The sequence below is a fragment of the Pseudomonas sp. FP1742 genome, from assembly GCF_030687145.1.
In the GTDB taxonomy this organism is placed as follows: domain Bacteria; phylum Pseudomonadota; class Gammaproteobacteria; order Pseudomonadales; family Pseudomonadaceae; genus Aquipseudomonas; species Aquipseudomonas frederiksbergensis_D.
On sequence record NZ_CP117460.1, the window covers coordinates 4,723,881 to 4,739,006 of the forward strand.

General features: G+C 59.5%; 11 protein-coding genes. 5 read left to right on the plus strand and 6 right to left on the minus strand.

What is annotated here, in order from left to right; all coding sequences use genetic code 11:
• The first annotated feature begins 7 nt into the window (after window positions 1–7).
• Together PSH64_RS21370 and PSH64_RS21375 are read left to right on the plus strand one after the other, a co-directional pair.
• Window positions 8–3,268, plus strand: a complete 3,261-nt coding sequence (locus PSH64_RS21370; protein WP_305478589.1) for a transporter substrate-binding domain-containing protein — start codon at window positions 8–10, stop codon at window positions 3,266–3,268.
• A gap of 32 nt (window positions 3,269–3,300) precedes the next feature.
• On the plus strand, window positions 3,301–6,246 hold the full coding sequence (locus tag PSH64_RS21375) for an HD domain-containing phosphohydrolase (RefSeq protein ID WP_305478590.1): 2,946 nt from the start codon (window positions 3,301–3,303) through the stop codon (window positions 6,244–6,246).
• Here the strand turns inward: PSH64_RS21375 and PSH64_RS21380 are convergent, their stop codons facing one another.
• Both PSH64_RS21380 and PSH64_RS21385 read right to left on the minus strand, forming a co-directional pair.
• Complete coding sequence (locus PSH64_RS21380; RefSeq protein WP_305478592.1) at window positions 6,247–6,729, minus strand: GAF domain-containing protein; 483 nt, start codon at window positions 6,727–6,729, stop codon at window positions 6,247–6,249.
• Window positions 6,726–7,616: an ATP-binding protein gene (locus PSH64_RS21385; protein WP_105343307.1), complete on the minus strand. Its 891-nt coding sequence runs from the start codon at window positions 7,614–7,616 to the stop codon at window positions 6,726–6,728. Before PSH64_RS21385 ends, PSH64_RS21380 begins: the two co-directional genes overlap by 4 nt.
• Before the next feature lie 166 nt (window positions 7,617–7,782).
• Between PSH64_RS21385 and PSH64_RS21390 the strand changes: the two genes are divergently transcribed.
• Window positions 7,783–10,104, plus strand: coding sequence for a response regulator (locus PSH64_RS21390; protein ID WP_305478593.1), 2,322 nt, complete (start codon window positions 7,783–7,785; stop codon window positions 10,102–10,104).
• Here PSH64_RS21390 and PSH64_RS21395 read toward each other — a convergent pair.
• The 3 genes from PSH64_RS21395 to msrB form a co-directional block, all read right to left on the minus strand.
• Window positions 10,088–10,549, minus strand: a complete 462-nt coding sequence (locus PSH64_RS21395) for a MarR family winged helix-turn-helix transcriptional regulator (protein WP_105343303.1) — start codon at window positions 10,547–10,549, stop codon at window positions 10,088–10,090. The two genes, PSH64_RS21390 and PSH64_RS21395, sit on opposite strands and share 17 nt — an antisense overlap.
• Window positions 10,546–11,031 (minus strand): glutathione peroxidase, encoded by a 486-nt coding sequence (locus PSH64_RS21400; protein WP_305478595.1) that lies wholly within the window; start codon window positions 11,029–11,031, stop codon window positions 10,546–10,548. Before PSH64_RS21400 ends, PSH64_RS21395 begins: the two co-directional genes overlap by 4 nt.
• Window positions 11,032–11,186: 155 nt before the next feature.
• Window positions 11,187–11,582, minus strand: a complete 396-nt coding sequence (gene msrB, locus PSH64_RS21405; RefSeq protein WP_305478597.1) for a peptide-methionine (R)-S-oxide reductase MsrB — start codon at window positions 11,580–11,582, stop codon at window positions 11,187–11,189.
• A 225-nt stretch (window positions 11,583–11,807) separates the two neighbouring features.
• On the opposite strand from msrB, the gene PSH64_RS21410 reads away from it, so the two are divergent.
• Window positions 11,808–13,019, plus strand: coding sequence for a pyridoxal phosphate-dependent aminotransferase (locus PSH64_RS21410; protein ID WP_105343297.1), 1,212 nt, complete (start codon window positions 11,808–11,810; stop codon window positions 13,017–13,019).
• A 316-nt stretch (window positions 13,020–13,335) separates the two neighbouring features.
• Window positions 13,336–14,223 carry a protease HtpX gene (gene htpX / locus PSH64_RS21415; protein WP_105343296.1) on the plus strand — a complete coding sequence of 296 codons (888 nt, stop codon included), beginning with the start codon at window positions 13,336–13,338 and terminating at the stop codon, window positions 14,221–14,223.
• 173 nt (window positions 14,224–14,396) lie between these two features.
• Here the strand turns inward: htpX and PSH64_RS21420 are convergent, their stop codons facing one another.
• Window positions 14,397–15,053, minus strand: a complete 657-nt coding sequence (locus PSH64_RS21420) for a thiopurine S-methyltransferase (RefSeq protein WP_305478600.1) — start codon at window positions 15,051–15,053, stop codon at window positions 14,397–14,399.
• Window positions 15,054–15,126: the final 73 nt, after the last annotated feature.

Genomic DNA, 15,126 nt, shown 5'->3' on the forward strand with positions numbered 1-15,126 from the left:
GAACAGGATGCCCAGTCGTTTGAAGGATTATCTCAGACTCATCATCGCGGCTTTATGCCTGAGCCCCCCCGTGCTCGCGGCACGAACAGCCAGCGAAAACTACACCCTTCTCAGTCGCTCGACGACCGGGCACATGGAAGTCCAGCTGGATACCTCACAACGACAGTGGGTCAGAGACAAACGTGAATTGATCCTGGGCACGTCGGCCCCGGATTATCCTCCTTTCGACCTGACCCTCAGCGGCTACGACTACGAAGGTTTCACGGCCGACTACGCAGGCATCCTCGGCAAGGTGACGGGGTTGCCCGTCAAGGTTCAGCGCTTCGCGTCACGAGGGGCGGCGATCGAGGCGCTGGAAAAAGGCCAGGTCGATATGCTCGGTACCGCCAATGGGTTCGAGGCCGACAATGCCGACATTGCGCTGTCCACACCTTACGCGGTGGATCAACCCGTACTGGTGACACGGGAAGGAGAAACCAGGGCACTGACCGACGGACTGGCCGGCTTGCGGCTCAGCATGGTGTATCACTATCTGCCTCTGGACGAAGTCAGGGCGCTGTACCCGAAGGCAATCATCACCTCTTACCCGTCCTACCAGAATGCAATCAACGCAGTCGCCTTCGACCAGGCCGACGTGTTCCTCGGTGACACCATTTCAACCCATTACATGATCAACAAGGGATACCTGAACAACATCCGCATGGCCAACTTCGGTAAACACGAGGCCCATGGTTTCAGCTTCGCAGTGCAAAAGAACAATTCTGATCTGCTCGGGATCATCAACGCGGTACTCAAGGCCATCCCCATCAGCGAACGGGAAAACATCGCCAAACGCTGGAGTGCCGGCAGCGACATTCTTCTCACCGATCACAAACTGCAACTCACTCACCGTGAAGAACGCTGGCTGGCGCAACATCCGGTCGTGCGCGTGGTGGTCAACGAAGCCTTTGCACCGCTGACGTTTTTCGACAGCGACGATAACTTTCGGGGGGTCACCGCTGACCTGCTCGAACTGATCCGATTGCGCACCGGTTTGCGCTTCGAGATCCAGCGCAGTCGAAGCGATGACGAGATGGTCGAAAAGATCGGCAACCATCAGGCCGACCTGATCGCCGCCCTGCTTCCCAGCGCACAGCGTGAAACGAAGTTGAATTTCAGCCGTCCCTATCTGGAAAACTCCTTTGTCCTGCTGACACGCAAAGCCGCTGACAGCCCGACAAACCTCACCCAACTTCAAGACAAACGTCTTGCCATTGCCCAAGGCAACCCTCTGGTGGATTACCTGCGCAGAGAGTTTCCGCGAATCAACCTGGTTGAAACCCCGGACACGTTCAGTGCCGTGGAGTTGCTCGCCGAGGGCAAGGCAGAAGGTGCGGTGAACTCATTGGTGATCGCCAATTACTTCATCTCGTCGCGGATCTTCGAACAGACACTGCAGATCACCACCACCATCGGCACCCGACAGGCGGCATTTTCCCTGGCGACCGGACGCGACGCCAAAGAACTGAACGCCATCCTCGACAAGGCACTGCTGAGCATCGCACCGGAAGAACTGGGCATCATCAACAACCGCTGGCGAGGCTATTCGGCGGCCTCGCAAAGTACCTGGCGCAACTATCACCGCGTGTTCTATCAGATCGTTACAGGCGCCGGCGTATTGCTGCTGATTTCCGTTGCCTGGAACGCCTATATGAGACGCCAGATAAAACAGCGGCAGGCGGCGAAAGAACGTGCCGATGACGCCAACCGGGCCAAAAGCACCTTTCTGGCAACCATGAGCCATGAGATCCGCACGCCGATGAATGCGATCATCGGCATGCTCGAACTGACGCTCAAACGTATTGACCACAACCACCCGGATCGACCGGCCATCAACGTCGCGTACAACTCGGCCAAAGACCTGCTGGAGCTGATCGGGGACATTCTCGATATAGCGCGCATCGAGTCCGGACGCCTGAGCCTGAGCCCGGAACGCGTCAACCTGGCCGAAACCGTAGCCTCGGTGGTGCGAATCTTCGACGGGCTGGCCCGACAGAAAAACCTTCGACTGCAGCTGGAATTCAACCCCGCCAAACCGGCAACCGATGTCCTGCTGGACCCGATGCGTTTCAAGCAGGTGCTGTCCAATCTGGTCAGCAATGCGATCAAGTTCACGCAACAGGGCCGGGTCAGGATCAGCGTCGAATTACAGCCGTCCGACAAGTCCGACCACGTCCAGCTGCTATTGCTGGTTGAGGACAGTGGCTCAGGGATTTGCGAGCAGGATCAACAGCGGCTGTTCGAGCCTTTCGCCCAGGCCGATAACTCCGGCCAGTTACCCAGGGGCGGTGCGGGGCTGGGCCTGGTGATCAGCCGCAATCTATGCGAAATGATGGGTGGCAGTCTGACTCTGAGCAGTCAGCCGGGAGTCGGCACACAGGTCCGGGTTTCGCTGAACCTCGCAACCCTGCCGCCGGAACGGATGCCGCAACCTGCCGAGCCGAACATCCAACCGAGCGCGGTCCCCTTGAACGTTCTGGTGGTCGATGATCACCCGGCCAATCGCTTGCTCATGTGCCAGCAACTGGAGTTTCTGGGGCATCGGTTCAGCGTCGCAGCCGATGGCGAGGCGGGGTTGGAGGCATGGGAGAATCAACCATTCGACCTGGTGATTGCCGATTGCAACATGCCGATCATGAATGGATATGACATGGCCCGGGCCATTCGCCAACATGAACAGCGCCTGCAGCGCCCGCCCTGTACCGTTCTGGGTTTCACCGCCAATGCGCAGCCGGAGGAAAGACAACGCTGCAAGCAAGCCGGGATGGACGATTGCCTGTTCAAACCCCTGAGCCTGACAGCCTTGAGCCAATGGATCGAACGCATCGCGCCGAAAGTGGGTGACCCCGCCTTCAGCCTGGAGGGTTTGCACCTGCTGACCGGTAGTAACCCGGCACTGAACCGGCAATTGTTGACCGAGCTGCTGAACAGCAACCGCCTGGATCGGCAAACGCTACTGAAGTTGTCCCGGTCAAAGGACCGGCAGGCACTCCTCGACATCGCCCACAAAATCAAGGGTGCGGCGCGAATCGTCCAGGCCTCCCGATTGATCGACAGCTGCGAGGCGCTCGAAAAGGCCTGCAATAACAGGTTCCAGCACGACGAAGTAGCCGATTGCAGCAAGTCCATGGAATGCGCCATGCTCGAACTGGAGCAGGCATTACAACAACAGATCGCGTGCCACGACAAAAAGCAGAATGATGGAGCGTTAACTATGCTTGAAGGCTGAGCAGTGTGTTCATCATCATGGAGAAAGCTGCAATGCCCAACCCACTGCGCCCGGATCAACGCCGGTTCCCCCTGCACATCCATATCAGCGTGATGTTCACCTTCCTGCTGTTGCTGACCGGGGTGGTGTTGGGCATTTTCAACTACCGGCAAACCACCCGGATCATTCTTTCCAGCAGTGAAAAGCTCTTCAATCGCATCGAGCAGGATGTCCGTCTGGACCTGCATCGCACGTATGAACCGATCCGTCATCTGCTGAGCCTGCTGGCAGATAATCCGGCAACCCAGGCGCCCGACCTTGAGCAACGCCTGGCGCTGCTCAAGCCGTTCAGTCAATCGCTCAAGGACAACCCCGATCTGGCCTCGCTGTACCTGGGCTACGGCAATGGCGATTTCTTCATGGTTCGCCCCCTGCGCACCGTCGCCCTGAAAACCCAGGTCAAAGCACCGGACACGGCGGCCTATCAGGTATGGAGTATCGAGCACCCAGGCAGCGGTCAGGTCCGCTCCCAATCCTTGTTTTTCGATCAGAACCTGGCGCTCATCAGCCGTCAGGACTACACCGACGAAACCTACGATCCCCGTAGCCGCGCCTGGTTCTCCAGCGCCCTCGGCGACCGTGATCAAATCACCACCGAACCCTATCTGTTTTTCTCTACCCACAACGTCGGCACCACCCTGGCCCGGCGCAGTGGCGAGCACGCGGTGATGGGCGCCGACCTTACGCTGGCTGAGCTGTCGGCGACCCTGGCCAAACATGTGGTGACTCCCGCAACCGAAATTGTGCTGTTCGATGCCCAAGGCAATGCCATCGCCTACCCCGACAGCAGCAGACTGATCGTCGACGACCAGACGGCCCGCCTGATCAAGGCCGCCGACCTGAGTCCCGGGCTCGCAGCCCTGCTCACCAGCCCTCGCGAGGTCAATCGCCTGAACGCCGCGGGCCGGCAATGGATCGTGGCGCGCAGCAGCATGCAGGAGGGTGGCCCCCAGGGGCTGCAACTGGCGCTGCTGGTGCCGGAGGACGAATTGCTCGTCGATGCCTACCGCATGCGCTGGCAAGGTGCGCTGATAACCCTGGCAACGCTGCTGTTGTGCCTGCCCATGGGTTGGCTGACCTCGAGGGTCCTGGTCACCCCCCTGCGCGCGCTGGTGCGGGAAGCCGATGCGATTCGCAGTTTCGATTTCAATTTTCCGGCCAGCCGTCGCTCGCCAGTGCTGGAAGTCGACCAACTGAGCGTCTCGATGGCGCGCATGAAAGACACCCTGGCGAGTTTTTTCCGGATTACCGACAGCCTGAGCGCCGAAACCCGTTTCGCCCCTTTGCTGCAACGGGTGTTGTTTGAAACCGTGCAGATCGGCCAGGCCCAGGCCGGTCTGATCTACCTGCGCGAAGGTGATGAAAGTCGCGTGGAACCTCATGCGCTGGTCATCAACGGCAGTTCACAGGCCTTGCCGTCATTCGACATTCAAGGACACGTACCCCAGGACTCGCAGAGCCCTCAGTGGATGCAAACACTGTCGACCGCCGACAATGTCGTCACCTCTCTGGGCTTCGAACAGGCGGGGGATCTGCAGAAAGTCTTGCTCGCGCTGGAGTGCCCGCGAGTGCATCTGATCGGTATCCGGCTGCACAATCGTCACAACGAAACCGTGGGCCTGCTAGTGCTGTTGCTGGCCGACAGCGGCACGCAGGACGACCTGGAAAAACTGCGCCCGGATCGCATCGCGTTTCTCCAGGCGGTTTCCGGCGCGGCCGCCGTGAGTATCGAAAGTCAGCGCCTGCAAGCCAGGCAGAAACAGCTGCTGGACTCGTTCATTCAATTGCTGGCCGGCGCAATCGACGCCAAGAGCCCCTACACCGGCGGGCACTGCCAGCGGGTGCCGGCACTGACATTGATGCTGGCGCAGGCGGCCGCCGCCAGCCAGGATCCGGCCTTTCGCAGCTATCAGCCCAGCGAAGATGAATGGGAAGCGCTGCACATCGCCGCCTGGCTGCATGACTGCGGCAAGGTCACCACCCCCGAATACGTGGTCGACAAAGCCACGAAGCTTGAGACCCTGTACGACCGCATCCACGAAATCCGCACCCGTTTCGAAGTACTCAAGCGTGATGCCTGGATCAACTATTGGCAGGCCATCGCCTTGGGGGGTGATGAGTCGCATCTGGCGCAATTGCGCAATGCGAACCTGGCGACGCTGGATGATGATTTCGCCTTCGTGGCCCGCTGCAACCTGGGCAGCGAGACCATGGCCGAGGCCGATCTGCAGCGGCTGAAGACCATCGCCCAACGCACCTGGACCCGAACCCTGGATGATCGACTCGGGGTGTCGTGGGAAGAGAACCGACGCCAGGCACGGACCCCGACGCCGACCCTGCCAGTCAGCGAGCCCCTGTTGGCGGATAAACCCGAGCACCTGCTCGAACGTGCCGACAGCGAACTGATTCCACCCGATAACCCTTGGGGGTTCAAGCTCGACGTACCGCGCTACAAGTACAACCGGGGCGAGCTTTACAACCTGAGCATCACCCGAGGCACCCTGACCCGCGAGGAGCGTTACATCATCAACCACCACATGGTGCAGACGATCCTGATGCTCAGTCACCTGCCCTTCCCCGGCCACCTCAATAACGTCGCGGAGATCGCCGGCGGCCACCACGAAAAGATGGACGGCACCGGTTATCCCAAACGGTTGAAGCGCGAAGACATGAGCCTGCCGGCGCGGATGATGGCGATTGCCGATATTTTCGAAGCACTGACCGCCGCCGATCGCCCCTACAAGAAAGCCAAGTCCTTGAGCGAAGCGCTGGGCATCATGGCCACCATGTGCCGTGACGCCCATATCGACGCTGAGTTGTTCGGGCTGTTCATCAACGACGAAATCTACTTGCAGTACGCCAGCCAATTCCTTGAGCCACAACAGATCGATGCCGTCGACCCGACAAGCCTGCTGATCAAGGCCGGCTTGAGGGCCTGATCAGCAGTCGGTCAGACGCAGGAAAATCGCCGCCAGTTGCTCGATACCGGCCTGATCGTCAGCGGTAAAACGCGCCAGCTTCGGGCTGTCGAGGTCCAGCACGCCGATCAGTCGACCGTCCTTGACCAATGGCACGACGAGTTCACTGTTCGATGCACTGTCACAAGCGATGTGGCCGGGGAATGCATGCACATCTTCGACCCGCTGGGTCTGCAAGGTGGCAGCGGCAGCCCCGCAGACGCCGCGACCGAATGGAATCCGTACACAGGCGATCTGCCCCTGAAACGGGCCAAGCACCAGTTCTTCGTTGCGATTAAGGTAGAAACCGGCCCAGTTCAGGTCATCGAGCTGGTTGAACACAAACGCGGAAAATTGCGCGGCGTTGGCGATAAAATCACGCTCGTCCGCCAGCAACGATTCCAGCTGTGCCCATAGCATGCCGTAGCCCTCAAGGCCCTGGCCGCTCTGTTGTAAATCGATCATGCCTTTTGCTCCAACAGCTTCAGCCCGACCCAATAGCGGGCAAATTGATACGCGCAACGTCCGTTGCGATTACCCCGGCCCGTGGCCCAGCGCACCGCGAGGATGTCCAGTTCTTCGTCACGCTGCCACTTGAGGCCGGCCTTGTCGGCCAATTGGCCGATCCAGTGCTCGACGACGTTGAGGAAATGTTCCTGAGTAAACGGATAGAACGACAGCCACAGGCCAAAACGGTCCGACAGCGCGATCTTGTCTTCCACCGCCTCATTGGGATGGAGCTCGCCATCGACCCTTTTCCAGTTCTCGTTATCGCTTTCCTTTTCCGGCACCAGATGGCGACGGTTGGAGGTGGCGTACAGCAGAACGTTGTCTGGCGCCTGTTCGAGCGAGCCATCAAGTACGCTCTTGAGTACGCGGTAATCGCCTTCGCCCGACTCGAACGACAGGTCATCGCAGAACAGCACGAAACGTTGAGGCAACTTGGCGATCTGCTCGACCACACGCGGCAAGTCCGCCAGGTGATCGCGCTCGATCTCGATCAGCCGCAGGCCGCTCCTGGCGTGTTCGGCCAGCAAGGCGCGCACCAACGACGATTTACCGGTGCCCCGCGAGCCCCAGAGCAAGGCGTGGTTGGCAGGCATGCCGTCGAGGAACTGTCGGGTATTGCGGCCCAATTGCTCAAGTTGCCGGTCAACGCCGATCAGGTCGGACAGGCGCATGTCGAGGCTGACTTGCAGTGGCAACAGAAAGCCGTTGCGACCCTCGCGTTGCCAGCGTGCGGCCAGGCAGTGGGTCCAGTCGACAGTTTGCCGAGGCGCCGGCAGCAGCGGTTCGATACGGGCCAGAACCGCATCGGCGCGTTCAAGAAAAGCATTCAATCGGGAATCCACGTCTTCTCCTTGGGCACGTTCACAGTGATGATGGCGGTACAGCGACAAAACACAGCATCCGATGCCCGGGCTACACCCCGTGCAGGTAATTTGCGAGAACATCGGTATCCATTGATGATCGACTATGCTTGAGCAGCGAAGGGAAACGGAAGTGGTTCAACATCCCATGGATATCAAGTTCAGCCAGCGGCTGTCGTACAAGCAAGCCAAGCTTACGGTGCTGGTCGGCTTCATTCTGGGCACGCTGCTCAGCCTTGTGCAAATAGGCATCGATTATGCCAGCGAAGACGCCTCCATCAACCGCGAAATCCTGTCTTTGCTGGAAATCAGCCACAACCCCGCGTCCCGCATCGCCTACAACATAGACGCCGAACTCGCCCAGGAGCTGACCCTGGGCCTGTTGCGCTCCCCGGCGATCATCGGCGCGCAATTGACCGACAACAACAATAGCGTGCTGGCCAGCGTCAAACGCCCCGGCCTGGAAAGCAATTACCGGATGATCAGCGACTTCCTGTTCGGTGCCAACCGACAGTTCGAAGACCGCCTCTACCTCGACCATTTGCCGGAAGAATCCCTCGGGACCTTGCACCTGGAAGTCGACACCTACACCTTCGGCAGTCGCTTCCTGCGCCGGGCCGAAGTGACTCTGCTCAATGGCTTCGCACGCAGCCTGATCCTCACGGGCATTCTGCTGGCGTTGTTTTACGTGATGCTGACCAAACCGCTGGTGCGGGTCATCCGCGAACTCAGCGGCCGTGACCCTCGCACTGCGGAGCCGACCTGGCTGGAGTATCCGTTGGGGCATGAAAACGATGAAATCGGGGTCCTGGTCAAGGTTGCCAATCAGCAGTTCGAAAACATCGCCACCGAAATCCAGCAGCGACGCAACGCCGAAAACCGCCTGACCGACTACCTCTCGCAACTGGAAAATATCGTCTCGGCCCGTACCGCGGAACTCAAGGCGATCAACTCCCGACTCAGCCAATCCAACGAGGAGCTGGAAGTCGCCCGCAGGACCGCCCTGGACATGGCCGAGGCACGCTCGGTGTTCCTGGCCAACATGAGCCATGAAATCCGCACGCCCCTCAATGGCCTGCTGGGGATGATCGCGCTCTCGCTGGACGGCCCGCTCAATGCCGAACAGCAGCAACAGCTGTCCATCGCCCATGACTCGGGCAAAGTGCTGGTGGAACTGCTCAACGATATTCTCGACCTGTCGAAGTTCGATGCCGGCCAGCTCGAACTCGAACACATTCCATTCGACCTCGGCTCACTGATCGAAGACACCGCCAACCTGCTGTCCCAGAACGCCGCGCCCAGTGTCGAACTGACGTGTCTGATCGACCCGCAATTTCCCGCATTGGTGCTGGGTGATCCGACCCGGGTCCGGCAGATCGTCAGCAACCTGTTGTCCAACGCCCTCAAGTTCACCCGTTTCGGGCGAGTCGATGTGCGTCTTTCGACGTTCGAAGACGGCGTGCGGATCGAAGTCTGCGACACCGGCATCGGCATCGCCCAGGACGCGCAGGTCAAAATCTTCCAGCCCTTCACTCAGGCAGGTGCCGGCATTACCCGACAATTCGGCGGTACCGGGCTGGGCCTGGCGTTGACGTATAACCTCTGCGAGGCCATGCAAGGGCGTCTGACGATCAGCTCGGAAGCGGGCTTCGGCAGTCAGTTCTGCGCCGACCTGCCGCTGCCCTGCCACACCCGCGCCATTCCCCCGGAAGCGCTGCGGGGCAACATCATCGCGATCACTGCCGCCAGCAGCGGTCTGGCGGAATTGTTGAGCAGCCTGTTACCTGGCTGGGGGCTCGATTTTCAACAACGCTCCATCGATGACCGGTTGATCGGTCTGCAGCCGGATGTACTGATCACCGACTGCCCCGAATGCCTGTTTGGTCTTCGCCCTACCTTCGGCGCGCCGATTCTGCTGGTGACCGCTTACGGCAGTTTCCTGCCCAGCGAGCAAGCCAATGCTCTGGCACCTTTGCAGCAGCAGGCTCGGCCTTTGGCCCGCAATGCGCTTTACCAGACATTGCGGCGGATCCTGCAACCGGAACTCAACACGATCAACGGTGCCCGGGTCGAAGCGCTCTCACCCCAGCGACGCGGGCGCATCCTGCTGGTAGAGGACAATCCGGTCAATCAATTGGTGGCCAAGGGAATGCTCGGCAAACTCGGGTGCGAGGTGAGCGTCGCGGCCCATGGCGCCGAAGCTCTGGATCAGCTCGAACAAAGCGAATTCGATCTGGTGCTGATGGACTGCAACATGCCGGTGATGGATGGCTATGAAGCCAGCCGGCAGATCCGTCGCAGCGGGCGCTGGCCTCAGCTGCCCATCGTCGCCCTGACCGCCAACGCCATGTCCGAAGAACGCGAACGCTGTCGTGCGGCGGGCATGAGCGACTACCTGGCCAAACCCTTCCGCCGGGAAGAACTGGCGGCCCTGCTCGACTTGTGGATACCCACTACGTCAGCGCTTTGATTTGCCCCAACAGGTGATCGAGGCCTTCGCGCAGATCACTCAAGCGATCCAGATCGATACCGCTATCACACAACAGGCGGGCCTTGAGCGGCCCGACCTGATCGCGCAATGCCTTGCCGGTGGGTGACAGGCTCAAGTGCACCTCGCGCTCGTCACGGGCCGAACGCTGACGCTGCACCAGTTGCAGTTGCTCAAGACGCTTGAGCAGCGGCGTCAGGGTCCCGGAATCCAGCGCCAGTCGCTCGCCCAAGGCCTTGACCGTCGGCTGCTCCGGCGCCGCCTCCTGCCATTCCCACAGCACCAGCATCGCCAGGTATTGCGGGTAAGTCAGGCCCAGTTGATCGAGCATCGGCTTGTAGGCGCGGATCACCGCTCGAGAGGCGGCGTACAGCTTGAAGCAGAGCTGACTGTCGAGCTTCAGCGAATCGACTGACAACGTGTTCATTTGAGCAGGGCTTCGATCTCGCGGCGCAGGGCTTGCGGCTTGGTGGCCGGAGCAAAGCGCTTGACCAACTGACCGTCCTTGCCGATCAGGAACTTGGTGAAGTTCCATTTGATGCCCTGAGATCCGAGCACTCCCGGCGCGCGCTTTTTCAACTGCACGAACAATGGATGAGCGCCGGCACCGTTGACTTCGATCTTCTTGAATAACGGGAAACTCACCCCGTAATTCACCTCGCAGAACTCGGAAATCGCCCCTTCGTTGCCCGGCTCCTGCTGGCCGAACTGATTGCACGGAAAGCCGAGCACCACCAGGCCTTGATCCTTGTAGGTCTGCCACAGCTCTTCAAGGCCTTTGTACTGCGGGGTGAAACCGCATTTGCTGGCGGTGTTGACCACCAGCACCGCTTTGCCGGCGAAATCGGCCAGGGTCTTTTGCTCACCCTTGATGGTGGTGCAAGGGATGCTCAGCAGGTTGTCGCTCATGGCACGAACTCCGAAGGAAGGAAGATCAAACATAGCGAGCAATTGAATTGTGTGCAATTTAATAAATCAATAGATGCCCGAAGCGCGCCCATCATCGCCAGGAGCTGCCGAAGGCTGCTCCCGCGTACACCAGCTAGACGCGCGACATCAGCAGGTTATTCCCGGGGAACGAGGTCCAGGCACACCGAGTTGATGCAATAACGCAAACCGGTTGGTGGCGGACCATCCGGGAACACATGCCCAAGGTGCGCATCGCATTTGGCGCAGACCACTTCGGTGCGGATCATGCCGTGGCTGATATCACGGATCTCGACCATCGCGCTGTCCTCGATCGGCGCGTAAAAGCTCGGCCAGCCGCAGCCGGAATCGAATTTGGTCCTGGAGTCGAACAGCGGTGCGTTGCAGCAGATGCAGTGGTAAACACCGTCGGTCTTGGTGGCGTTGTATTTGCCGGAGAACGGCCGCTCGGTGCCCTTGAGGCGACAAACGTTGTATTGCTCCGGATCGAGCATTGCACGCCATTCTTCCAGGGTTTTTTCCAACTTTTCCATTGATACACCTCAGCAGCTGAAAAAGCCTGATCTGTATCTTTTCCACGGATCAGGCGGCACGTATGATTGCGCCTCGTCAAACGCCAGTCTGGCAGCCAGACCACGCGCATTCAAACGGATTATGAGTGCCGCCATTCGAGGCGTCAGGCCTGTGTGAATACGCAGGATTCCCAGTACGGTCGTTCATACGCCGCCTGGATCGTTCATTTTCGGGAACACATCGCCATGCAGGTCAGCAAATCGAACAAGCTCGCCAACGTCTGCTATGACATTCGCGGCCCAGTGCTCAAGCACGCCAAACGACTGGAAGAGGAAGGTCATCGTATCCTCAAGCTGAACATCGGCAACCCGGCGCCCTTTGGTTTCGAAGCGCCGGATGAAATCCTCCAGGACGTGATCCGCAACCTGCCGACCGCCCAGGGCTACAGCGACTCCAAGGGCCTGTTCAGCGCCCGTAAAGCCGTGATGCAGTACTACCAGCAGAAGCAGGTAGAAGGCGTCGGCATTGAAGACATCTACCTGGGCAACGGCGTTTCCGAGCTGATTGTGATGTCGATGCAGGCCCTGCTCAACAATGGCGACGAAGTACTGGTGCCGGCCCCCGACTATCCGCTGTGGACCGCCGCCGTAAGCCTGGCGGGCGGTAACCCGGTGCATTACCTGTGCGATGAACAGGCCAACTGGTGGCCGGACCTGGCCGACATCAAGGCCAAGATCACCCCGAACACCAAGGCCCTGGTGATCATCAACCCGAACAACCCCACCGGTTCGGTGTATTCGAAAGAAGTCCTGCTGGGCATGCTGGAACTCGCCCGCCAGCACAATCTGGTGGTGTTCTCCGACGAGATCTACGACAAGATCCTGTACGACGACGCCGTGCATATCTGCTCCGCCTCGCTGGCACCAGACCTGTTGTGCCTGACCTTCAACGGTCTGTCCAAGTCTTATCGCGTGGCCGGTTTCCGTTCCGGCTGGGTCGCCATCTCCGGCCCGAAGCACCACGCCCAGAGCTACATTGAAGGCCTCGACATACTGGCCAACATGCGCCTGTGTGCCAACGTGCCGAGCCAGCATGCGATCCAGACCGCACTCGGCGGCTACCAGAGCATCAATGACCTGGTATTGCCCCAAGGGCGCCTGCTGGAACAGCGCAATCGCACCTGGGAACTGCTCAACGACATTCCGGGTGTGAGCTGCGTCAAGCCGATGGGGGCGCTGTATGCATTCCCGCGGATCGACCCGAAAGTCTGCCCGATCCACAACGACGAGAAATTCGTGCTCGACCTGCTGCTCTCGGAGAAGCTGCTGGTGGTACAAGGCACAGCCTTCAACTGGCCATGGCCGGACCACTTCCGCGTGGTCACCCTGCCACGGGTCGACGACCTGGATCAGGCCATCGGCCGAATCGGCAACTTCCTCAAGTCCTACCGCCAGTAAATGGCCTGTCACCGTGCGACGCGGGTGAACGTCGCACGGTGATTAATTCAGCAACACATCTGTGTGCCCTGCCCTGCCTCGCTGTCGCAACTGCTGACCGACGACCCGTTTCATACCCGCGCCCAACAATGGCGGGGCCTGCGACGCTAATCGGCTGACAACCGTTTCCCATGCTGACGTCAGAAATGCCCTTCAAGCAGCTAGACTGTTGCCGTAGGACACAGTTTGAAATAGTCACCCGGTTGAATAGCCCGGTGCAGCACCTTATATACCCCGCAGTACGCTACATCTTTAGCACGAGGAGATTTCTACAACCATGATGCGCATCTTGCTGTTTTTGGCCACTAACCTGGCGGTCGTGCTGATTGCCAGCATCACCCTGAGCCTTTTCGGCTTCAACGGGTTCATGGCGGCCAACGGGGTTGATCTCAACCTCAATCAGCTGCTGGTTTTCTGTGCGGTCTTTGGTTTCGCCGGTTCCCTGTTCTCGCTGTTCATCTCCAAGTGGATGGCGAAGATGAGCACCAGCACCCAGATCATCAGCCAGCCACGCACCCGGCACGAGCAATGGCTGCTGCAAACCGTCGAGCAACTGTCCCGCGAAGCCGGGATCAAGATGCCCGAAGTCGGGATTTTCCCGGCCTATGAAGCCAACGCCTTCGCCACTGGCTGGAACAAGAACGACGCACTGGTCGCGGTCAGCCAGGGCTTGCTCGAACGCTTCTCACCGGATGAAGTGAAAGCCGTTCTGGCCCACGAAATCGGCCACGTGGCCAACGGCGACATGGTTACCCTGGCGTTGATCCAGGGCGTGGTGAACACCTTCGTGATGTTCTTCGCCCGGATCATCGGCAACTTTGTCGACAAGGTGATCTTCAAGAACGAAGAAGGCCAGGGCATTGCCTACTACGTGGCAACGATCTTCGCCGAACTGGTCCTGGGCATTCTGGCCAGCGCCATCGTCATGTGGTTCTCGCGCAAACGGGAATTCCGTGCCGACGATGCCGGCGCACGCCTGGCCGGCACCAGCGCAATGATCGGCGCCCTGCAGCGTCTGCGCGCAGAACAAGGGCTGCCGGTGCACATGCCGGATACCCTGAATGCCTTCGGCATCAACGGTGGTCTCAAACAAGGGTTCGCCCGCATGTTCATGAGCCACCCGCCACTGGAAGAGCGCATCGACGCACTGCGTCGTCGGGGCTGACAGGTTCCGCGCTAAAAGCAAAGGCCCGCAGTGAATGCGGGCCTTTTTTTGTCTGCTGAATGGTGTGGTGCTCTTCAGGACCTCATCGCGGGCAAGCCCGCTCCCACATTAGACAACTCGGTCAACTGTGGGAGTGGGCTTGCCCGCGATGAGGCCAGCAAACTCAACACATCTTAATGGCTGAAAACCCGATAAACCCGCTCTTCAAGCCGCGTCACACCGGCCTCGAGAAACTTCCAGCTCTCACCCAGAACGTCCTGGTCTTCCAGAATCTTCAGCTCCCACGAAGCGCCCAGCAACCTTTGCACCTCGTCATCAAGCACTGCAAACGGTGGCCCGGCCATTTGCTTCTGGTCGTAATCGAGCGTGATCAAAAGCCCTAAAGAACCCTTCGGCAGAATACGTATCAGATGAACCGCGTATTGCTCACGCATCGCCGGCGGCAAGGCGATCAGCGCCGCGCGGTCGTACAGCGCACTGCAATCGGCGACGTCGCCTGCCGTCAACTCGAAGAAATCTCCGCACCACAGCTCGATCGACCCCGCCCGATAGACCTTGAAAGGCCCCTGCTCGCTGACTGACGGGTCCAGTTGATGCTCATTGAAAAAGTCCTCGACGGCCTTTTCCGACAGCTCGATACCCAGCACTTCGTGACCGCAGTGCGCCAGCCATAACAGGTCCAGGCTCTTGCCACACAACGGCACCAGCACGCGAGAACCCTCGTCAAGGCCCAGCTGTGGCCAGAACCGCTGCAGGTAGGGATTTACTTCCGGCAGATGAAAGCCGATCTGATTCGACGCCCACCGTTTGTGCCAAAACTCCGGCTGCATAATTAACCCCGAAAAATTCGATCAAAAGACCCTAAAACTTATATTAGATTTAGATCAATGATCTGACTGAAGA

Excerpts from the sequence above, each read along its gene's own strand:
- PSH64_RS21370 (WP_305478589.1), top strand. The coding sequence starts at position 8 with ATGCCCAGTCGTTTGAAGGATTATCTCAGACTCATCATCGCGGCTTTA.
- PSH64_RS21375 (WP_305478590.1), top strand. The coding sequence starts at position 3,301 with ATGCCCAACCCACTGCGCCCGGATCAACGCCGGTTCCCCCTGCACATC.
- PSH64_RS21380 (WP_305478592.1), bottom strand. The coding sequence starts at position 6,729 with ATGATCGATTTACAACAGAGCGGCCAGGGCCTTGAGGGCTACGGCATG.
- PSH64_RS21390 (WP_305478593.1), top strand. The coding sequence starts at position 7,783 with ATGGATATCAAGTTCAGCCAGCGGCTGTCGTACAAGCAAGCCAAGCTT.
- PSH64_RS21395 (WP_105343303.1), bottom strand. The coding sequence starts at position 10,549 with ATGAACACGTTGTCAGTCGATTCGCTGAAGCTCGACAGTCAGCTCTGC.
- PSH64_RS21400 (WP_305478595.1), bottom strand. The coding sequence starts at position 11,031 with ATGAGCGACAACCTGCTGAGCATCCCTTGCACCACCATCAAGGGTGAG.
- msrB (WP_305478597.1), bottom strand. The coding sequence starts at position 11,582 with ATGGAAAAGTTGGAAAAAACCCTGGAAGAATGGCGTGCAATGCTCGAT.
- PSH64_RS21410 (WP_105343297.1), top strand. The coding sequence starts at position 11,808 with ATGCAGGTCAGCAAATCGAACAAGCTCGCCAACGTCTGCTATGACATT.
- htpX (WP_105343296.1), top strand. The coding sequence starts at position 13,336 with ATGATGCGCATCTTGCTGTTTTTGGCCACTAACCTGGCGGTCGTGCTG.
- PSH64_RS21420 (WP_305478600.1), bottom strand. The coding sequence starts at position 15,053 with ATGCAGCCGGAGTTTTGGCACAAACGGTGGGCGTCGAATCAGATCGGC.